The 18,822-nt window shown below is 70.8% G+C and carries 17 protein-coding genes and 1 tRNA gene; 8 read left to right on the top strand and 10 right to left on the bottom strand.

The features are described 5' to 3' along the window. Nucleotides 1-42: 42 nt before the first annotated feature. Nucleotides 43-1,170 (top strand): PDZ domain-containing protein, encoded by a 1,128-nt coding sequence (locus ACEYYH_RS12675; RefSeq protein ID WP_374974740.1) that lies wholly within the window; start codon nt 43-45, stop codon nt 1,168-1,170. A 91-nt stretch (nt 1,171-1,261) separates the two neighbouring features. After that, nucleotides 1,262-4,174, top strand: coding sequence for a UPF0182 family protein (locus ACEYYH_RS12670; RefSeq protein ID WP_374974739.1), 2,913 nt, complete (start codon nt 1,262-1,264; stop codon nt 4,172-4,174). A 54-nt stretch (nt 4,175-4,228) separates the two neighbouring features. Here ACEYYH_RS12670 and ACEYYH_RS12665 read toward each other — a convergent pair whose 3' ends face one another. Genes ACEYYH_RS12665 through idi form a run of 7 tightly spaced genes read right to left on the bottom strand, consistent with a single transcriptional unit; the run spans nt 4,229 to nt 9,841 of the window. Beyond that, entirely contained in the window at nt 4,229-5,122 is an 894-nt protein-coding gene (locus ACEYYH_RS12665) for a prenyltransferase (RefSeq protein WP_374974738.1), read from the bottom strand. After that, complete coding sequence (locus ACEYYH_RS12660; RefSeq protein WP_374974737.1) at nt 5,119-5,442, bottom strand: lycopene cyclase domain-containing protein; 324 nt, start codon at nt 5,440-5,442, stop codon at nt 5,119-5,121. The genes ACEYYH_RS12665 and ACEYYH_RS12660 overlap by 4 nt, the downstream gene beginning before the upstream one ends. Continuing rightward, a complete protein-coding gene (locus tag ACEYYH_RS12655) occupies nt 5,439-5,795 on the bottom strand; it encodes a lycopene cyclase domain-containing protein (protein WP_374974736.1) in 357 nt (118 codons plus the stop codon). Before ACEYYH_RS12655 ends, ACEYYH_RS12660 begins: the two co-directional genes overlap by 4 nt. A gap of 2 nt (nt 5,796-5,797) precedes the next feature. Next, a complete protein-coding gene (crtI, locus tag ACEYYH_RS12650) occupies nt 5,798-7,363 on the bottom strand; it encodes a phytoene desaturase family protein (RefSeq protein ID WP_374974735.1) in 1,566 nt (521 codons plus the stop codon). Continuing rightward, nucleotides 7,360-8,241, bottom strand: a complete 882-nt coding sequence (locus tag ACEYYH_RS12645) for a phytoene/squalene synthase family protein (protein WP_374974734.1) — start codon at nt 8,239-8,241, stop codon at nt 7,360-7,362. The genes crtI and ACEYYH_RS12645 overlap by 4 nt, the downstream gene beginning before the upstream one ends. After that, the gene (locus ACEYYH_RS12640; RefSeq protein ID WP_374974733.1) at nt 8,238-9,293 is read right to left on the bottom strand and encodes a polyprenyl synthetase family protein; all 1,056 of its coding nucleotides are present in this window, start codon (nt 9,291-9,293) and stop codon (nt 8,238-8,240) included. Before ACEYYH_RS12640 ends, ACEYYH_RS12645 begins: the two co-directional genes overlap by 4 nt. Continuing rightward, nucleotides 9,290-9,841, bottom strand: coding sequence for an isopentenyl-diphosphate Delta-isomerase (gene idi, locus ACEYYH_RS12635; protein ID WP_116192978.1), 552 nt, complete (start codon nt 9,839-9,841; stop codon nt 9,290-9,292). Before idi ends, ACEYYH_RS12640 begins: the two co-directional genes overlap by 4 nt. 82 nt (nt 9,842-9,923) lie before the next feature. On the opposite strand from idi, the gene ACEYYH_RS12630 reads away from it, so the two are divergent. Beyond that, nucleotides 9,924-10,397, top strand: coding sequence for a MarR family winged helix-turn-helix transcriptional regulator (locus ACEYYH_RS12630; RefSeq protein WP_374974732.1), 474 nt, complete (start codon nt 9,924-9,926; stop codon nt 10,395-10,397). A 67-nt stretch (nt 10,398-10,464) separates the two neighbouring features. Here the strand turns inward: ACEYYH_RS12630 and ACEYYH_RS12625 are convergent. After that, a tRNA-Met gene (locus ACEYYH_RS12625) sits at nt 10,465-10,538 on the bottom strand. Nucleotides 10,539-10,630: 92 nt separating this feature from the next. Between ACEYYH_RS12625 and ACEYYH_RS12620 the strand changes: the two genes are divergently transcribed. Then, nucleotides 10,631-11,149 carry a DUF6328 family protein gene (locus ACEYYH_RS12620; RefSeq protein ID WP_374974731.1) on the top strand — a complete coding sequence of 173 codons (519 nt, stop codon included), beginning with the start codon at nt 10,631-10,633 and terminating at the stop codon, nt 11,147-11,149. Further along, nucleotides 11,146-11,949, top strand: a complete 804-nt coding sequence (locus ACEYYH_RS12615; RefSeq protein ID WP_374974730.1) for a carbon-nitrogen hydrolase family protein — start codon at nt 11,146-11,148, stop codon at nt 11,947-11,949. The genes ACEYYH_RS12620 and ACEYYH_RS12615 overlap by 4 nt, the downstream gene beginning before the upstream one ends. Nucleotides 11,950-11,958: 9 nt before the next feature. Here the strand turns inward: ACEYYH_RS12615 and ACEYYH_RS12610 are convergent, their stop codons facing one another. After that, entirely contained in the window at nt 11,959-13,158 is a 1,200-nt protein-coding gene (locus tag ACEYYH_RS12610; RefSeq protein WP_374974729.1) for an aminotransferase class I/II-fold pyridoxal phosphate-dependent enzyme, read from the bottom strand. Between the two features lie 118 nt (nt 13,159-13,276). Here ACEYYH_RS12610 and ACEYYH_RS12605 point away from each other — a divergent pair, with 118 nt between their 5' ends. The 3 genes from ACEYYH_RS12605 (at nt 13,277) to ACEYYH_RS12595 (ending at nt 17,762) form a co-directional block, all read left to right on the top strand. Then, nucleotides 13,277-14,968 carry a trypsin-like peptidase domain-containing protein gene (locus ACEYYH_RS12605; protein ID WP_374974728.1) on the top strand — a complete coding sequence of 564 codons (1,692 nt, stop codon included), beginning with the start codon at nt 13,277-13,279 and terminating at the stop codon, nt 14,966-14,968. A gap of 71 nt (nt 14,969-15,039) precedes the next feature. Next, nucleotides 15,040-16,314 carry a CDP-glycerol glycerophosphotransferase family protein gene (locus ACEYYH_RS12600; protein ID WP_374974727.1) on the top strand — a complete coding sequence of 425 codons (1,275 nt, stop codon included), beginning with the start codon at nt 15,040-15,042 and terminating at the stop codon, nt 16,312-16,314. After that, on the top strand, nt 16,311-17,762 hold the full coding sequence (locus ACEYYH_RS12595) for a CDP-glycerol glycerophosphotransferase family protein (protein ID WP_374974726.1): 1,452 nt from the start codon (nt 16,311-16,313) through the stop codon (nt 17,760-17,762). The genes ACEYYH_RS12600 and ACEYYH_RS12595 overlap by 4 nt, the downstream gene beginning before the upstream one ends. 20 nt (nt 17,763-17,782) lie before the next feature. Here ACEYYH_RS12595 and ACEYYH_RS12590 read toward each other — a convergent pair whose 3' ends face one another. Next, on the bottom strand, nt 17,783-18,808 hold the full coding sequence (locus tag ACEYYH_RS12590) for a glycosyltransferase family 2 protein (RefSeq protein WP_374978217.1): 1,026 nt from the start codon (nt 18,806-18,808) through the stop codon (nt 17,783-17,785). Nucleotides 18,809-18,822 lie beyond the last annotated feature (14 nt).

Here is an 18,822-nt window from a genome sequence, read left to right as displayed (position 1 = left end):
GACCAGGCGCATCAACGACAAGGCACGGAAGAGAGGTCCCGCGTGGCCCTGTTCGACGAGAACACGACGATCGAGCCCGCACCGCGGCCGCGGATGTCCCGCCGCACGCTGGTGGGTGTGTGGGCGCTCGCCGTCGCGATGGTGGTGCTGCTCGTCATCACGTTCCTGCCGACGTCGTACGTGATCCAGCGCCCCGGGCCCGTCTACAACACCCTCGGCAGCGCTCAGAACGCCGACGGCGAGGAAGTGCCGCTGATCTCGGTCGAGGGCGCGGAGACCTACCCGACCGACGGATCCCTCGACCTGCTCACCGTGCAGGTGCAGGGCAACCGCGAGCACACCCCCTCGTGGTTCGAGCTCGCGATGGCGTGGTTCGATCCGAGCCGGGCCGTCATGCCGATCGACGCGATCTTCCCCGAGGACCAGACCACCGAGGAGCGCAACGAGGAGAGCGCCCAGATGATGGTGGACTCGCAGCACGAGGCGACCGCCGCAGCGCTCACAGAGCTCGGCTACGACGTCGGCGCGACCCTGGCGGTGTTCTCGGTCATCGACGACGCCGCCGCCGCCGGGATTCTCGAGCAGGGCGATCTGATCCTGGAGGCGAACGGCGAGGAACTCACGGATGTCGCCACCCTGCGCTCGGTCATCAACGAGGGGGAGGGAGCTCCCGTCGAACTGCTCATCGAGCGCGACGGCGAGCAGCAGACCGTCGAGGTCACCCCGAAGGAGACCACGAACGACGACGGCGAGACGAGCTGGATGCTGGGCGTCAGCCTCACGACCGACTACGACTTCCCGATCGACGTCACCATCCAGCTCAACAACGTCGGCGGCCCGAGTGCGGGCATGATGTTCGCGCTCGGGATCATCGACACGCTGACTCCGGGTGAGCTCAACGGCGGCCAGCAGGTCGCGGGCACGGGCACGATCACCGCGGACGGCGAGGTCGGGCCGATCGGCGGCATCCGCCAGAAGATGTGGGGCGCGCTGGATGCCGGGGCCCAGTGGTTCCTCGCGCCCGAAGCGAACTGCGATGAGGTCGTGGGCCACATCCCCGGCGATCTGCGCGTGTTCTCGGTCGAGGACCTCGACGATGCGCTGGCCGTGCTGGACGCAGTGAGCGAGGGCGGCGACCTCGATTCGCTCCCGACCTGCACGGTGCAGTGAGGCGGATCGTGCCCGAAACGTTGCGAGTTTCTTAGAGTTCGCCCAGGGAGGACAAGGCGGGCGCCGAGAATCGCGCGCCTAGGATGGGAACGTGACCACGACCTCCGCGCCGACCCCGGCCACACCCTCTCGCACCCGACGCGTCATCGCCATCACCCTCGCGGTCATCGCCGCGCTCGTCGTGGCGTTCTTCATCTTCGCCAGCCTCTACGCGGACTGGCTCTGGTACGACCAGCTCGGGTTCTCGGAGGTGCTGCTGACCCAGTGGATCGCGCGCATCGTGATGTTCGTGGTCGGCTTCCTGGGCATGGCGGTGCCCGTGTGGCTCTCCATCCAGCTCGCGTACCGGCTGCGCCCCGTCTACGCGCGGCTCAGCTCCCAGCTCGACCGGTACCAGGAGGTCGTCGAGCCGCTGCGCCGCCTGGCGATGTGGGGCATCCCGATCTTCTTCGGCTTCTTCGCCGGCTTCGCCGCCTCGGCCCAGTGGGAGACCACGTGGCTGTGGTTCAACGGCGTCGCCACCGACACGACCGACCCCGAGTTCGGGCTCGACACCGGCTTCTACATGTTCGCGATGCCGTTCTGGAGCTCGCTCGTCGGCTTCGCGTCGGCCGTGCTGCTGATCTGCCTGCTCGTCACGGCGCTGGTGTCGTACCTCTACGGCTCGGTGCGCATCGGCCAGCGTGAGCTGCGCATCTCCAAGTCGGCGCGCATCCAGCTCGCGGTCATCGCGGGCCTCTACCTGCTGGTGCAGGGCGCAAGCCTGTGGCTCGACCGGTACAAGACGCTCGTCGAGCCCGGCGATCGCATCACCGGCCCCGGCTACACCGGGGTGAATGCGATCATCCCCGGCCAGACGATCCTCGCGTTCGCGGCCGTCATCGTCGCGATCCTCTTCTTCGTGACCGCGATCATCGGTCGCTGGCGCTACCCGCTCATCGCGACCGCCCTGCTCGTGGTGTCAGCGATCGTCGTCGGCGTCGGCTACCCGTGGGTCGTCAACACGTTCCAGGTGCAGCCGAACCGGTTCGCGCTGGAAGAGGAGTACTACCAGCGCAACGTCGACATGACGCACGAGGCTTACGGCGTCGACGGTCTCGAGCAGCAGGACTTCACCGCCGTGACGGACGTCGAGGCCGGCCAGTTGCGCGACGACGCGGCCACGACCGCCCAGGTGCGCATCATGGACCCGGCGATCATCTCGCCGAACGTTCGCCAGCTCGAGCAGTACCGCTCCTACTACCAGTTCGCCGACCCCCTCGACGTCGACCGCTATGACATCGACGGCGTCTCGCAGGACACCGTGGTCTCGGTTCGTGAGTTGAACCTCGCCCAGCTGGGCAACGCTGCGGACTGGCAGAACTCCGCGGTCGTGTACACGCACGGGTACGGACTCGTAGCGGCCAAGGGCAACGACCGCACGAACGAGGGCGACCCGGTCTTCCTCGAGCGCGGCATCCCCGCCGCCGGATTCCTCTCCAACGAGGAGGACTTCCAGCCGCGCGTGTACTTCGGCGAGTACTCACCCACGTACTCGATCGTCGGTGCCCCTGAGGGGGCCGACCCGGTGGAGCTCGATTACCCGTCCGGCGAGGACGGATCGGGCGAGACGAAGACGACCTTCGACGGCGACGGCGGACCGAGCCTCGGAAATGTCTTCAACCGCCTGATCTACGCGCTGAAGTTCCAAGCCGAGCAGATCCTGTTCTCGGACTACGTCAACGAGGATTCCCAGATCCTCTACGACCGCAACCCGCGCGAGCGAGTGCAGAAGGTGGCGCCGTACCTGACGCTCGACAACGACGCCTATCCGAGCGTCGTCGACGGCCGCATCGTGTGGATCATCGACGGCTACACGCTGAGTGCGAACTACCCTTACTCGTCAACGGTGAGCCTCACGTCCGCCATCTCGGACTCGTCGAACCCGGCGCCGCGCTTCGCGCTGGACGACATCAACTACATCCGCAACTCGGTCAAGGCGACGGTCGATGCCTACGACGGTTCGGTCACGCTCTACGCGTGGGACGAGACCGATCCGGTCCTTGCGTCGTGGCAGAAGGTGTACCCGTCGACGATCAAGCCGATCAGCGAGATGTCGGGTGACCTGATGGCCCACGTGCGTTACCCCACCGATCTGTTCAAGGTGCAGCGCACGATCCTCGGCGTTTACCACGTCGACGACGCGCGGTCGTTCTATCAGAGCGATAACAGGTGGCAGACGCCGAACGACCCGCAGGTCGACACGCAGCTGCAGCCGCCTTACTACCTGACGATGCAGATGCCGGGGCAGGAGGCGCCGACGTACTCGATGTTCACCTCGTTCATCCCGTCGTCCACGACAGGCAACGCACGCAACGTGCTGATGGGCTACCTCGCCGTCGACTCGAACGCGGGCGGCGAAGAGGGGGTGAAGGCCGAGGACTACGGGAAGCTGCGAATGCTCGTGATCGACTCGGACACGACGGTGCCCGGCCCCGGTCAGGTGCAGAACACGTTCGACGCCGAGCCGAGCGTCTCGTCGTTCGTGAACATCCTGCAGCAGGGCCAGTCCGAGGTGCTCAACGGCAATCTGCTCACGCTTCCCGTCGGCGGCGGTCTGCTGTACGTCCAGCCGGTGTTCGTGCAGTCCTCGGGCGGCACGAAGCTTCCGAAGCTCCAGAAGGTGCTCGTCGCGTTCGGTGATGAGGTGGCGTTCGAGGACACGCTCAACGAGGCGCTCGACGTGATCTTCGGCGGCGACTCGGGCGCCGATGCCGGCGACACGGATGTCGAGCCGACACCTGGGGCGACGCCGCAGCCGACGCCCGAGCCGACCCAGCCCGCCGAGCCGACGGAGCCCGCCCCGCCTGCCGACGCGTACGAGGCCGCGCTGCAGGACGCCCAGCAGGCCATGATCGACCGGCAGACGGCGCTCGAAGCCGGAGACTGGGCCGCGTACGGCGAGGCCGATGAGCGGCTCACCGCGGCGGTCGAGACGCTCATTGAGCTCGGCGGCGGCCAGTAAGCAGTACGCGAAGAAGGCCGGTCCCGCTCGGGACCGGCCTTCGGCGTTCCCGGGTCAGGCCGTGAGGATCGCGTACCAGATGAGCAGCAGCGTGACCGCGAAGCCCGTGAACTGGTTGAGCCAGAGGAACCGACGCCAGCCGGTCGTCGCGGCGGCCGCATCCGCGTCGGTGATCGAGCGGTAGGGCCACACGGTCACCAGGTACGGCAGCACGAGCAGGGCCGCGATCGGCCCCGGCCACGTGGTCGCGAGCATCGCGACGCCGGCGGCCGTGTAGCAGGCGAGGGCGAAGCGGACCGTCCATCTCGCTCCGCGCGCGGTGGCGATCGACGCGATACCCGCTTCGCGGTCGGCGACGACGTCCTGCACCGCTCCGAACGCGTGCGAGGCCACGCCCCACAGCGCGAAGGCGCCGATGAGTGCCCCGAGCGGCGGTGTCCAGGTCGCGCCCGCCAGCACGAGACCGTAGACGGCAGGCGAGAAGAAGTGGATGCTGCTGGTCACGGAGTCGAGGAACGGCCGCTCCTTCAGCCGCAGCGGCGGCGCGCTGTAGAAGACGACGAAGAACAGGCTCGCGGCGAGCACGAGCCAGGAGACGACGGACCCGACCACCAGGAGATAGGCGACGAACGGCACGCACAGCAGTGCGGAGGCCCACAGCGTCACACGGTGCATCCGACGGTCGAGCACGGCCCCGTGGGCGCCGCCCTTGCGCGGGTTGCGCAGATCGGACTCGTAGTCGAACACGTCGTTGATGCCGTACATCGCGAGGTTGTACGGCACGAGGAAGAACAGCGTGCCGATCACCAGGGTCAGGTCCACTTCGCGAACGGTCAGGACGTATGCGGCTGCGAACGGGTAGGCGGTGTTGATCCAGCTGACCGGCCGCGAGGCGATCAGCAGCTGGCGCGCGACGGCGCCGGCCCGCAGGGGTGGGGCGGAGGTCACGCCGTCGCCTCCTCGTGACGAGCCCGCGACGGCGTGAGCAGTGTGAAGACGGCGGGCACGAGGAACGCCGCGCACACCGGGTAGGCGAAGTCCTCGATCGGCGCGAGACCGATCCGCACCCCCGAGATCAGCGTCTCCGGGTACGTGAACAGCCCTGCGGCGATCATCACGTTGTCGAAGACGGCGGTCAGCGCGATCAGGACGCCGGCAGCGATGACGGATGCTGTCATCCTGGGTCCGAAGCCGGGTCGACGCACCGTCAGCAGCACGACGATCGCCGTGATCACCACGAACGGCACGACGATGAGCGCGTACGTCATCGTGCCGCCTCCGAACGGCCACGCGCAGCATCCGTCGTCCGGCGGCGTGCCATCAGGCGCATCGCCGCGGACCATGCGACGAGCGCCAGGTAGCTCAGGAACGCCAGGAACACCGGCTCCTCGAGGGGGAGGTGCGGCGCGAGATCGACGCCCAGCAGCAGGGTGCTGTCGCCCTTCACGAAGACCCCGGTGGCGATGCCGACGGCGTCCCACGCGAGGAAGAACGCCGTGCCGATGCCCACCGCGAGCGCCGTGCCCCCGGGCGACTGCCACGCGGCGAGGCGCCAGCGCCGGTCGATCAGCAGAATGCCTGCGGCGGCGGCGAGGATGGCGGCGAGGTAGAGCCCTGGCACCGTCACACCCTCGCCGGTTCCGCGAGGGGACCGGGGGAGCGGTCCCCTCGCAGACGCTTGACGACGAGCTCCGCCGAGATGAGGCACATCGGCAGGCCGATGCCCGGGAGCGTGGAGGCCCCGACGTACGACAGGCCCTCGACTTCGCGCGAGGTGTTCCGTGGGCGGAAGACCGCGCTCTGCCCGAGCGTGTGGGCGAGGCCGAGCGCGTTCCCGCGCCACGCGCCGAGGTCGTCGGCGAAGTCGCCGGGGGCGACGGTGCGTCGCACCACGATGCGCTGCTTCAGATCCGGGATGCCGCACCACTGGGCGACCTGGGCGATCACCCGGTCGGCCGCGGTCTCGATCGCCGGGTCGCCATCGCCGTCGGTGCCTCCGTGACCCAGCCGGGGATCTGCGGGCACGGGGACGAGCACGAAGAGATTCTCGTGATCCGGGGGCGCGACGCTCGGGTCCGTGGCGCTGGGACGGCAGATGTAGAGCGACGCCGGGTCGGGGATCCGCGGGCGGGTGCCGAAGATGTCGGTGAAGTTCTCGCGCCAGTTCCGTGCGAAGAGCAGCGTGTGATGGGCGAGCTGCGGCAGCCGGCCCTCGACGCCCAGCATCACGAGAAGTGCGCCGGGGCTGGGCGTGCGCGAGCGCCACCACTCCTCGGGGTAGGTCTGGTCGGCGCGCGGGAGCAGCCGCGTCTCGGTGTGGTGCAGGTCCGCACCCGACACGACGAGGTCGGCGGGCACGCGGTGGCCGCCGGCGAGCTCCACGCCGGTCGCGACCCCCGCTTCGGTCGTGATCGCGGCGACCCGCGCCCCCGTTTCGATCGCGACTCCGGATGCCTCGGCCAGGCGCACGATCGCCTGCACGAGCTCGGTGAACCCGCCGCGCGGGTAGAGCACGCGATCGCCCAGGTCGAGGTGGCTCATGAGGTGGTAGAGGCTCGGCACGCCGTACGGAGATCCACCCAGGAAGACCGCGGGGTACTCGAGGATCTGCCGCAGCCTCGGGTCGGTGAACCGCCGCTCGACGTGGCGGGCGAGGCTGCGGGTGAGGAGGGGGGCGAGGCGGGGCATCCGTCGCAGCAATGCCGGGTCCCTGAGGCCGGCGGTGGTCTCGTACGTGTCGTAGAGGAAGCGTGTGACGGCGAGGTCGTACGCGTCGGCGGCGGAGTCGAGGTAGGCCTCGAGGCGGGCGCCGGCGCCGGGTTCGACGCTCTCGAACAGCGCGGCGGCCTCGGTGCGTCCGGACCGCACGTCGAGGGGGGACAGCCCGGTCGACGGATCCGAGTAGACGCGATATGCCGGGTCGAGGGGCACGAGGTCGAGTTCGCGCTCCGCGGTCGTTCCGAGGAGCCGGAAGAAATGATCGAAGACCTCGGGCATGAGGTACCAGCTGGGGCCGGTGTCGAAGCGGAACCCGCCCTGCTCCCAGGACCCGGCGCGCCCGCCGAGTTCGTCGCGCGCCTCGAAGAGCGTCGTGTCCCAGCCCTCGGTCGCCAGCAGGGCCGCCGCGCCCAGCCCGCCGACGCCGCCGCCGATGACGACCGCGCGGCGCGGTCCGTCGACGAGGGTCATGCGCGCACCTCCCGCGGGGCGAAGCCGAGCAGCGCGCGCGCCGCGAGACGCGCCTTCACGGCGTCGGGCACCCGCACCCTCTCCTCGCCCCCGTCGCACGCGCGCAGACGCACGGCCAGCTCCGCGAAGAGGTCGTGCGCGGCGGTCACCGCGCGCCGGCAGTCGGCCGGAAGCGCCGGGATCGCGCTTGCCGCCACGGCGAGGTCCCGGTCGATGCGATCCAGCACGGCAGCGCGCTCGCCGCCGGCGGTCGACAGGCCGAGGTAGTCGCGGCCGAGCACCGTCTCGTCGTGACGGAGATCGCGCAGGAAGTTCACGTCCTGGAAGGCAGCCCCGAGACGGCGAGCCCCGTCGACGAGCTCAGGAGAGGGTGAGACCGGATGCTGCGCCCCCGCGTTGACGAAAACCTGCAGGCACATCAGGCCGACGACCTCGGCCGAGCCGTAGACGTATGCGTCGTGCGAAGCGGCATCGTGGCGGAGTGTGTCGAGGTCGGTCCGCATCGACGTGAAGAACGGACGCACGAGATCCTCGCCGATGCCGCACGCACGAGCGGTGCCCGCGAACGCGTGCACCACGAGGTTGGAGCTGAAGCCGCGCTCGATCGCCGACAGGGTCTCGTGCTCGAGTTGGTCGAGGATCTCGCCCGCGACCTCCGACGACAGTCCGGCCTCCTCGGCGGGGCCGTCGACGATCTCGTCCGCGATCCGCACCAGGGCGTACACGTTCCGCACGTGCGGCCGCGGGCGCGGGCCGAGCAGCCGGCACGCGAGCCCGAACGAGGTCGAGTAGCGCGCGATCACGGTGGCCGCGGCATCCGCTGCCGCCTGGTCGTAGAGCGCGAGGCCGGTGGGGGACGCGGCGCGCACGGTGCTCATGGGATCCGCCCTTCGATGCCGTCGGCGAGAGTGCGCAGAAGGGCCCCGGCGCGATCGGGGAGTGCAGGGTCGTGCGAGGCCTCCCGCACCGCCGCCAGCGTGTCCTCGACGAGCCGCACCAGGCGCTCCCGGGCGCCGGTCTTCTCCAGCATGACTTGCGCCTCGCGGACCGCGACGGGACCGGTGCGCGCAAGGGCGAGCGCTTCGTCGACGCGGGGCGCGGCGCCGGACTCGCGGGCGAGCGCGACGAGCGGGGTGCGCTTGTTCTCGCGGAGGTCCGGTCCGGTGTCGCGGCCCGTCTGCGACGTGGTCCCGAACGCACCGATGAGGTCATCGACCAGCTGGAACGCGAGTCCGAGCCGCCCGCCGGCTTCGCCGAGCACACGCAGCGCGTCGCCGTCGGCGCCGCCGAGCAGCGCGCCCGCCTGCAGCGGCGCGCGGAACGTGTAGACCGCGGTCTTGTTGAACGCCGTGTCGAGTGTGGAGGTGCGGGACGGATGCCGCGCCGCGACGCTGTTCTCCACGTCGGCGAGTTCGCCGGCCGCGGAGATCAGGACCGCGTCGTCGAGCAGCGTCAGCAGACGATCCCGGGTGGCGGCGTCGGTGTGGGCCATCGCGACAAGACGGAAGGCCTCGTGGAGCAGGATGTCGCCGGCGAGGATCGCCGCGGCGTCGCCCACCAAGGCCGCGCCGTCGGTGTCGGCGCCCTCGTCCTGCGCCCGTCGCCGGAATTCTCCGCCGATGTTGGGCACCCCGCGCCGCATCGTGTCGTGGTCGATCACATCGTCGTGCACGACGAACGCGGTGTGCAGCAGCTCGAAGGCCGCCGCGACCGAGAGGGCGGCCGACGCGTTGGCGTCGTCGGTGCGGAACGCGTCGAAGGAGGCTGTGACCAGCGCGGGACGCAGGCGCTTGCCGCCCTGCGCCGCCCGGGTGATCGCTTCGCCCAGTGCGCCGAAAGCCGGTCCCAGTTCGGCGGCGCGCTCACGGATGCGCGCGAGTGCGCCGTCGATCGCGATCCGGAGATCGGGGTCGGCCGCCGCGGGGATCATGACGCGCGTCTCTCGCGCGACGGCGTCTCGAACAGGTGCAGCTGCTGGGCCTGGAGCACGAGCCACGGGCTGAACGCCCACGGCGTCGCTTCAAGCGAGACGGCGAGCGCCTCGGGCTCGACCCACCGCGCATCGACGACCTCGAGCGGGTTGAGCACGGGCTCGTCGTCGGTGTAGGCCGTGTACACCGGGCACACCTCGTGCTCGACGATGCCGTTCGCGTCGGTGGCGCGGTACCGGAACAGGGGGAGGGCTACGCTCAGTTCACTCAGCGTCAGCCCGAGTTCGAAGTCCGCGTGACGGCGGACCGCCGAGAGCACGGGCTCAGCGGGACGGGGGTGCCCGCAGAACGAGTTGGTCCAGACGCCAGGCCACGTGCGCTTCGTGAGGGCCCGGCGGGTGATGAGCACCTGCCCATCGCCGTTGAGCACGTGGCAGGAGAATGCGAGGTGCAGGGCGGTGTCGGGACCGTGCACGCTGGATTTCGGTGCCGTGCCGATGGCGCGGCCGTCATCGTCCAGCAGGACGACGTGGTCGGTGTCGGGCATCCGATCACTCCTCTCAGATTGCTAGTTAAACTAGCAATACGTCTTGTGCGATGCTACAACGGGTCGGAGGGAAACGTCCACGATGTCCGAACGCTGGTTGCCACAGACGGATCACGAGCACGCGGTGATGCGCGTGCTGCAGTCCATCCGTGCCGTCAGCGATGCCATGGAGCGCATGCACAGCGGCATGAAGGGCGACATGGACATGAACGCGTCCGATGTCGCGGCGCTTCGTCTGCTCATCATCCGCGAGCGGCAGGGGCGCTCGGTCAGTCCGCGCGACATCGCGCGCCATCTGCGCATCTCGACCGCGTCTACCACGAAGCTGCTCGACCGGCTGGTCGAATCCGGGCACGCCGAGAGGCGGCCGCACCCGAGCGACGGGCGGGGACGCGTGGTCGTGCTCACGGAGGGGGCGCGCAGCGCGTTCTTCCGCGTCTTCGGCGATCGCCTGCGGGCGATGAGGTCCGTCGCGATGGAGTACGACGAGGCCGAACTCGCGGTGATCGCGCGCTTCCTCGACGACCTGTGCGGCGCCATGGACCCGGAGGACTGAACACACGAGCCAACGGGGAATGCAGAAGAGGGCGGCCCTTTCGGGACGCCCTCTTCTGTGTCTTCTGTTGCGGGGACAGGATTTGAACCTGCGACCTCTGGGTTATGAGCCCAGCGAGCTACCGAGCTGCTCCACCCCGCGGCACAAGGAATAGCCTAGCACGGGCTTTGGGGTGGTCGTGACACAGGCCGGTCGGCTTGCCCCGATCGCACGCCGCGGGCAAGGATGAACGCATGTCCACCGCGCGTGACACCGACCCGCAGGACGATCGCGTCGACGGTCGCGACGAGACGCCGGAGGAGCGCGCCGACCGCAACTGGAACGAGGTGCTGCAGGAAGTGCGCGTCCTGCAGACCGGCACGCAGATCCTGACCGGCTTCCTGCTCGCCCTGGCCTTCCAGCCGGCGTTCGGCGACCTGACCGATTCCCAGCAGGCGTTCTATCTGGGGCTCGTCGTCCTTTCGGCGCTCAGCTCGATCATCGCGCTCGCTCCCGTGGCGCTTCATCGGGCACTGTTCCAGCAGCGGGCCAAAGCCGAGGTCGTCCGCTTCGGGCACTTCGCGCTCGTCACCGCGCTCGCGACCGTCGCCGTGCTCCTCGTCGGCGTGGTGGGGTTCGTGTTCGACGTCGTGCTCGGCGGGTCCGCGTTCTGGTGGGCGCTCATTCCGCTCGGCCTGCTCCTCTGCGTGCTGTGGCTGGTCGTGCCCGCGATCCTCCGCGCGCGCCGCCGGACGAATGGAGCACGACGATGACCGACACGCTGCCCATCGCGGTGGCTCAGTTCGCCCCGACGGCCGACACCGCGGTGAACCTCGAGTCCATCACGCAGCTCGTGGCCACGGCATCCGTCCGCGGAGCCCGCATCGTGGTGTTCCCCGAGTACTCGAGCTACTTCGTCGACCCGTTCGACGAGTCGCTCGCCGAGAACGCGCAGGAGCTGGACGGCCCGTTCGTCGAGGCGCTGACACGTCTCGCCGCACAGCACGACGTGACGATCGTCGCGGGGCTGCTGGAGCGCGCGAGCGACGGCGAGCGCGTGCGCAACACGGCGGTCGCGGTCGACGCGACGGGTCTGATCGCGCACTACCGCAAGCTGCACCTGTACGACGCGTTCGGGCAGCGGGAGTCGGACTGGGTCGAGCCGGGCGACGCGCAGGAGCCGCAGACATTCGAGCTCGGAGGGCTGCGGTTCGGACTGATGACCTGTTACGACCTGCGGTTCCCGGAGGTCGGGCGGCTGCTCGTCGACGCTGGCGCCGATGTGTTCGTCGTGCCGGCGGAATGGGTGCGCGGGCCGCTCAAAGAGCACCACTGGCGCACGCTGCTGCACGCCCGCGCGATCGAGAACACGGTGTTCGTGGCCGCGGCCGATCACCCGCCGCCCCTCGGCGTGGGCAACTCGCTCGTCGTCGACCCGCAGGGCGTCGAGCTCGCCGCCGTCGGAACGTCGACGGACGTCGCGGTCGCTCACCTCGACGTCGGCGCGATCGAGCGTGTGCGCCGCGTCAATCCGTCGCTGAGGCTCCGGCGTTTCGGCGTCGGGCCGCGATGACCCGCGCTCTCACCCGAGACGGGCGAGGCGCAACGCCGCGTCCTCGAGCACCTCGACACGCTTGCACGCCGCGAAACGCACGAGCGTCGCGTACTGCGCACGCCGGTCCGGCGTCGCGAAGGCCGTGAGGGGGATGGCGACGACCCCGGCCCGCTCGGGAAGGGCCCGGCAGAACGCCCCAGCGTCCGTCGCGCCCAACGGTGCGGCGTCGACGACCGTGAAATACGAGCCGGCGGGGGTCGACACATCGAAGCCGGCGGCGCGCAGCCCGGCGCCGAGCAGGTCGCGCTTCGCCCGCAGGGTGTCGGCGATGCCGCGGAAGAAGTCGTCACCGAGGCGGAGCCCGATCGCCATCGCGGGCTGGAACGGGCTGCCGTTGACGTACGTGAGGAACTGCTTGACCGCCAGCACCGCATCCACGAGTGGGGCGGGGCCCGAGATCCAGCCGATCTTCCAACCGGTCGTCGAGAAGGTCTTCCCGCCCGACGAGATGGTGAGCGTGCGGTCCCAGGCGCCGGGGAGGGTGGCGATCGGCGCATGCGGCGCGTCGAACACGAGATGCTCATACACCTCGTCGGTCACGATCACGGCGTCGTGGTGCTCGGCGAGGCGAACGATCTCCTCGTGCACGTCGGCGGTGAAGACCGCACCCGTCGGGTTGTGCGGGTCGTTCACGAGGATGATGCGGGTGCGGTCGCCCACCGCGGCGCGCAGCTCGTCGAGGTCCGGCTGGAAGTCCGGCCACCGCAGCGGCACCGTCACGAGTCGCGCGCCGGCGAGCGCGACGACCGCCGCATACGAGTCGTAGTACGGCTCGAAGACGACGACTTCGTCGTCGGGGTCGTCGATCAGCGCGAGGAGCGCCGCGGCGAGCGCCTCGGTCGCGCCCGCGGTCACGAGCACCTCGCGCGCGGGATCCAGGTTCACGCCGTAGAACCGCTCCTGATGCTCGGCCACGGCGGAGAGGAGATCAGGGATGCCGCGACCCGGCGGGTACTGGTTCACGCCGTTCGCGATGGCCGAGCGGGCGGCGTCCAGCACCTCGGCGGGGCCGTCCTCATCGGGGAAGCCCTGCCCGAGATTGATCGCGCCGGTTCTCGCCGCGAGGGCCGACATCTCGGCGAAGATGGTGGGGTGGATCGACCCGTCGGAACCGACGAGTCCGGCGCCCGCGGCTGTGCGGCGCCATGCTCCGGGGATCTGTCGCATCGCTTCACCGTAATACCGGGCGGGCTCATCCCCGTTGCATAGGCGAGTCCCATTCGCGACATAAGAAACGCACAGCATCGGTGGGCACAGTGGTGAGTGCTTGGCAGAAGGAGCAACCATGAGCGACATCCAGGGCGACCGCCCGGAAGACCAGACCCCCGCCGTCCCCTCGCAGTCGGCCGCGGATGCCGCCGCGCAGGCGCCCGCCCAGCCCGAGACCCCGGCCCCCGCCGCTGCCGCGCCGGAAGCCGTCGAGCCTGCGCAGCCCGCCGCGCCCGCTCAGCCCGCGACGCCCGCAACCCCGGCCGCCTCCGCTGCCGCGCTGCCCCCGGTTCCGCCGGCCGCCCCGGCTGCACAGCCCGCGGCCTCGGCGCAGCCGACGGCGCCGACGCAGCCCGTGCCACCCGCCGGCTACCCGGTCGGCGGGCATGCGTACGCACGTCCGCAGGGCTACGCCGGTCAGCCCGCGCCCTATCCCCATTCCTACGCGGGTCAGCCCGGACCGGGTGCCCCCGGTGCCGCGTTCGGAGTGAACCCTGCGGATGCCCAGCCGACACTGCCGATCGCCGGCTCGACCGGTGCGGTGCCGACCGCGACCAAGGCGCCCAAGAAGTCCTCGGGTGCGGGCAAGGTCGTCGGCCTCATCGTCGCCGCCGCCATCGTCGGCGGGGCCGCAGGCCTCGGCGGCGCGTACGCCGGCGTCACCTGGTTCGCCCCCGTGAGCGCCTCGCCCGCCGCCGGGCCGAGCACGGTCACCGTCAACGACACCGACTCGGTCAACCAGACCACCGCGATCGCGGCGAAGGTCGTGCCGAGCGTCGTCACGATCGAGGCGACCGGCTCGTCGGGCGCCGGCACCGGTTCGGGGGTCGTGCTCACGGAGGACGGCTACGTCGTCACGAACACCCACGTCGTGACCCTGGACGGCGCGACAGGGGACGCGGCGATCCGCGTGACCACCTCGGACGGCCGCGTCTACGACGCCGAAGTCGTCGGCACCGATCCGACGTACGACCTCGCCGTCATCAAACTGCAGGACGCCGAGGACCTCACCCCGATCGAGATCGCAGACTCGAGCAAGCTCAACGTCGGCGACACGACGGTCGCGGTCGGCGCGCCGCTGGGCCTCGCGAACTCCGTCACGGAAGGCATCGTGAGCGCGCTCAACCGCTCGATCTCGATCGCATCGTCGGCGGCGCCGGACAGCGGCGACGGCGAGGAGGAGGACCAGCAGGACCAGAACAGCCAGGAGGGCCCGTTCCGGTTCGACTTCGGTCAGGGCGACCAGCAGTCGACGGCCACCGAGAGCATCTCGATCTCGGTGATCCAGACCGACGCGGCCATCAACCCGGGCAACTCCGGCGGCGCGCTGGTCGACTCCGACGGCAAGCTGATCGGCATCAACGTCGCCATCGCGACCGCCGGCGGCTCGTCGTCCGACGGCTCGGGCTCGATCGGCGTCGGCTTCTCCATCCCGTCCGACATCGTCCAGCGCATCACCGACGAGATCATCGAGAACGGCGAGGCGACGCACGGTCTGCTCGGCGCCAACGTGCAGGCCGCAGCATCCGTCGAGGGCTCCACCATCACGGGCGCCTACATCGCCGGCGTGACCGACGGCGGCGCAGCGGCGGCCGCGGGCTTGCAGGAGGGCGACATCGTCACCGCATTCAACGGCGTGCCCGTCACCGACGCGACCGACCTCACCGCGCAGGTGCGCGCCGCGGCGGCCGGCAGCGACGCCGAGGTCACGTTCGTGCGCGACGGCAAGACGCAGACCGTCGAGGTCACACTCGGGTCGCTCCAGTAATCCACACCGTCAAGGACGCCATTCCGCGAGTGTGCAGGCCCGCCGCGCGGGCTCGCAGGTAGGCTCGCGGAATGGCGTCCTTCTCGTTCGGCGCGGGGAATGCCCGGAAGATCGCGACGATCCCGCTCTACGCCGCCGGACGCCTCCTGACTCTCCTGGTGCCGCGCTCCCGCGACGAGTGGGTGATCGGCTCTGCGGTCGGCATCGGCGACGGGGCTCTGGCGCTCTGGGAGGTGGCGGCCGCCGACGGACGCAGTCCCGTCTGGCTGGTCGCGTCGAAGCGGGAGGCGACGGATGCTGCGGCCCGCGGCATCCGTGTCGTTCCGAAGCGCTCCCTGCACGGGCTCTGGCGCACCGCGCGCGCTCGTGTGGTCGTCGTCACGCACGGGTTCGGCGACGTCAACCGCTACGCCGTGTCGGGTGCGTTCGTCGTGCAGCTGTGGCACGGCATCCCGCTCAAGCGGATCGGCGTCGACTCGCCCGAGACGCTGCGGGTTCCCGGCGCCGTCGCCGCCACTCCCGCCGCCGGCGCCGTGCGGGCGCTGCTGCGCACGATGTACCGCGGCGCCGCACGCCGCATCCGGGTGCTGCCGGCCGCTTCGCATCTTGTGCGCGGCCGTCTCGAGTCCGCCTTCGCGCTTCCCGATGCGAGCGTGCCGGTGACCGGCGAGCCTCGCGTCGACGTGCTCTCCCGCGGCACCGCCAACGATCGCCGTGTCGGCGCGCGTGCAGCGATCGGGCGCGCGGTGCCGCGCGTGGAGCCGTCGAGCCGTTACGTGCTCTACGCGCCCACATGGCGCGACGGTGCGGGCGACCCCGCGGTGCCGACCGCCGAGGAGTGGTCGCAGATCGTCGAGGTGCTGAGGCGCCATGATGCGACGCTCCTGGTCCGGTCGCACCCGCTCGGAGCCGGCGACTACGTCCCGCCGTTCCCGACCGACCGCGTGCACTCGCTCGGCAGCGACCTCGTCGCGGATGTGACGCCCCTGCTGCCCGGTCTCGACGCCCTCGTCACCGACTACTCGTCCCTCGCGTTCGACGCCTCGCTGGTCCCGCTGCCCACGCTGTTCCTCGCGCCCGACGTCGAGGAGTATGCGCGCACGCGCGGCTTCTACGGCACGTACGCCGACGTGGCGGGCGACGACTGGGCGGTCGACTGGACCCAGGCGGCGGCGCAGCTGGAGGCGGTACTCGGGTCCGAGGACGAGCGCGCGCGCCGCATCGAACGGGCGATCGCGCTCGACGCGCGGGTGCACGCGTTCCGGGACGGGCGCAACGCCGAGAGGGTGTACCGTGCGATTCTGGCCGGAACCGTCCACGACGGCCCGAGGGAAGGAACCGGATGACCGACGCGCGCTTCACGACGGAGCCGAGCCCGGCTCTCGTGCTCTCGGGCGAGGGGGAACGACCCGATTCCGTCGAGATCGTCGGCGCCCGCGCCCGCGTGGCCGCCCGCCTCACCGGTCGGGGCAAGACGTGGACGGCGACGCTGCCGCTGCGTGCCGCGCGCTGGGGCGGTACCGAGCTTCCGCTGCCCGCGGGGTCGTACGAGGTGCGGATCACCGCTGCTTCGGACCGCAGCATCCGTGTCCCCGAACCCGTTCCGCTCACGCAGCTGGGCACGCTCCGCGCAAGCCTCGAGGGGTGGACGCTGCGCGTCGGGCCGCCGATCGACCCCGCCTACGACTCGGGCGAAGGGCAGGACGCCCTCGAGCGCCGCTACGCGACCCGGCCGGCCACGGGGTTCGAGAACGCGGTGTTCTTCGAGAGCTTCTACGGCCGCAACGCCAGCTGCAACCCGCTCGCGATCGACCGGGAACTCGCGCGCCGCGCGCCCGGCGTGACGCGCTACTGGAGCGTGGTCGACCTGTCGGTCGCCGTGCCGGAGGGCGCGATCCCGGTGGTCGAGGGGAGTCCCGAGTGGTGGCGCGCCCGCGGCGCCGCACGGCTGCTCGTGGTCAACGACTGGCTGCGCCGCCGGTTCTCGCGCCGCAAGGGCCAGGTCGTCCTGCAGACCTGGCACGGCACACCCCTCAAGCGCCTCGCACTCCACCGGCCCGGGTTCGACCCGCGCCGCACGGCGGCGGTGGTGCGCGAGTCGCTGCGGTGGAACATCCTGCTGGCGCAGAATCCCTACGCCGCACGCATCCTGGGCAAGGCGTACGCCTTCCTCACGCGCCCGATCTGGGTCGAGGGGTATCCGCGCAACGACGTGCTGACCATGGGCGACGGCGCGGCGACGCGCGCCGCGCTCGGGATCCGTCCCGGGGAACGGGTGCTGCTCTACGCGCCGACGTGGCGCGACGACCGCGACCAGATCGTCGACTTCGTCGATCCGGTCTCGCTCGCCGCGGCCACCGATGCGGTGGTGCTGGTCCGCGGCCACTCGCGCACGCTGCTGCCGGGACGCGACGCCGAAGGCCCGCGCGTGATCGACGTCACGGGCTTCCCCGACACATCCCTGCTGCTGCTCGTCGCCGACGCGCTCATCACCGACTACTCGTCCGTCATGTTCGACTACTCGGTGACGGGCAAGCCGATGTACTTCCTCGTGCCCGACATGGAGCACTACCGCGGCGAGCTGCGCGGGTTCTACTTCGATCTGGCCGCGCACGCGCCGGGGCCCATGGTGCGCACGCAGGACGAGCTGGTCGCAGCGCTCGCCGCCGATGACACGGAGACCTACGCCGGCCGCTACGCGCAGTGGCGTGACAAGTTCAACGCCCGCGACGACGGACACGCCGCCGAACGGGTCGTCGCCCGCATCCTGGACCAGGGCTTCATCGACGTGTGACGCGCTGACGGCTCCGGCCGTCAGGGCAGAGGCGTGTTGCGGCTCCCGAGACGCGACGTGTCGACCGTGTCGTGCGCGCCACCGACCACGCCGAGGAGGAACCCCCAGCCCCAGGCGAGGTGCATCGACGGCAGCACGGCCGCGGTCCACAGCTTGTCGCGCCAGCCCCGCCCTCCGCCGGGGCCGAGGGCCACGGCGACGATGAGGAGTGCGTACGCGATGATGGGGAGGTAGACGACGGATGCCGCCACCGACCACCACCCCTGCAGCACGCCGGTGAGCTGCAGCACGCCGACGACGATCCCGAGCAGGATCGTCAGCACGAGCGCAGGCGGGGCGAAGAAGCGGAGGGAGTTGCCGCGCCCGAACCGGCGGACGAGCTCACCGCGCCACCGCCCTGTCGCGGAGAACTGGCGCACCAGGCGCGTCCAGCTCTCCCGCGGCCAGTACGTCACGGCGAGCGTCGGGTCGAACCAGACGCGATACCCGGCGCGGCGGATGCGCAGGTTCAGCTCCCAGTCCTCGCCGCGGCGGATGCTCTCATCGAACAGCCCCACCTCTTCGAGCACCTCTCGCCGCATGACGCCGAGGTAGGCCGACTCCGCCTCGCCCTCTTGCGTGCCGCCGTGATAGGCGCCGCCGCCGAGGCCGATGGGCGAGTTGTAGGCGCGGGCGACGGCCCGCTGGAACGGGGTGCGGCCGTCGGCGCGCATGACGCCGCCGACGTTCGCCGCACGCACGCGGTCGAGGGTCGCCAGCGCGCGTCGTGCGTACGTCGCGTCGAGCTCGGAGTGCGCGTCCACGCGCACGACGGTGGGGTGGCGGGCGGCGCGGATCGCGAGATTCAGGCCGATGGGGATGTCGGCGCCGGGGTTGTCGACCAGCACGATGCGGTCGTCGCGGGCGGCGAGCTCGGCGGCCAGCGCGCTCGTGCCGTCCGTCGACGGCCCGAGCGCCAGGATCAGCTCGGTGGGGCCCGGGACGTCCTGAGCGAGCACGGTCTCGACCGCGCGGCCGAGATAGTCGTGCTCATTGAGCACCGGCATGACGAAGCTCACGC

This window comes from Microbacterium trichothecenolyticum (genome assembly GCF_041938625.1).
Taxonomy (GTDB): Bacteria; Actinomycetota; Actinomycetes; order Actinomycetales; family Microbacteriaceae; genus Microbacterium; species Microbacterium trichothecenolyticum_D.
Note: the sequence above shows the minus strand (reverse complement) of the source record. Positions and strands in the feature narration are given on the sequence as shown.

What these genes read in the sequence shown, in the direction of transcription:
- crtI (WP_374974735.1), bottom strand. Translation starts at nt 7,363, where the DNA reads ATGACCCTCGTCGACGGACCGCGCCGCGCGGTCGTCATCGGCGGCGGC.
- idi (WP_116192978.1), bottom strand. Translation starts at nt 9,841, where the DNA reads ATGCCCGACACCGACCACGTCGTCCTGCTGGACGATGACGGCCGCGCC.
- ACEYYH_RS12605 (WP_374974728.1), top strand. Translation starts at nt 13,277, where the DNA reads ATGAGCGACATCCAGGGCGACCGCCCGGAAGACCAGACCCCCGCCGTC.
- ACEYYH_RS12615 (WP_374974730.1), top strand. Translation starts at nt 11,146, where the DNA reads ATGACCGACACGCTGCCCATCGCGGTGGCTCAGTTCGCCCCGACGGCC.
- ACEYYH_RS12595 (WP_374974726.1), top strand. Translation starts at nt 16,311, where the DNA reads ATGACCGACGCGCGCTTCACGACGGAGCCGAGCCCGGCTCTCGTGCTC.
- ACEYYH_RS12645 (WP_374974734.1), bottom strand. Translation starts at nt 8,241, where the DNA reads ATGAGCACCGTGCGCGCCGCGTCCCCCACCGGCCTCGCGCTCTACGAC.
- ACEYYH_RS12600 (WP_374974727.1), top strand. Translation starts at nt 15,040, where the DNA reads ATGGCGTCCTTCTCGTTCGGCGCGGGGAATGCCCGGAAGATCGCGACG.
- ACEYYH_RS12660 (WP_374974737.1), bottom strand. Translation starts at nt 5,442, where the DNA reads ATGACGTACGCGCTCATCGTCGTGCCGTTCGTGGTGATCACGGCGATC.
- ACEYYH_RS12590 (WP_374978217.1), bottom strand. Translation starts at nt 18,808, where the DNA reads ATGCCGGTGCTCAATGAGCACGACTATCTCGGCCGCGCGGTCGAGACC.
- ACEYYH_RS12610 (WP_374974729.1), bottom strand. Translation starts at nt 13,158, where the DNA reads ATGCGACAGATCCCCGGAGCATGGCGCCGCACAGCCGCGGGCGCCGGA.
- ACEYYH_RS12640 (WP_374974733.1), bottom strand. Translation starts at nt 9,293, where the DNA reads ATGATCCCCGCGGCGGCCGACCCCGATCTCCGGATCGCGATCGACGGC.
- ACEYYH_RS12620 (WP_374974731.1), top strand. Translation starts at nt 10,631, where the DNA reads ATGTCCACCGCGCGTGACACCGACCCGCAGGACGATCGCGTCGACGGT.
- ACEYYH_RS12630 (WP_374974732.1), top strand. Translation starts at nt 9,924, where the DNA reads ATGTCCGAACGCTGGTTGCCACAGACGGATCACGAGCACGCGGTGATG.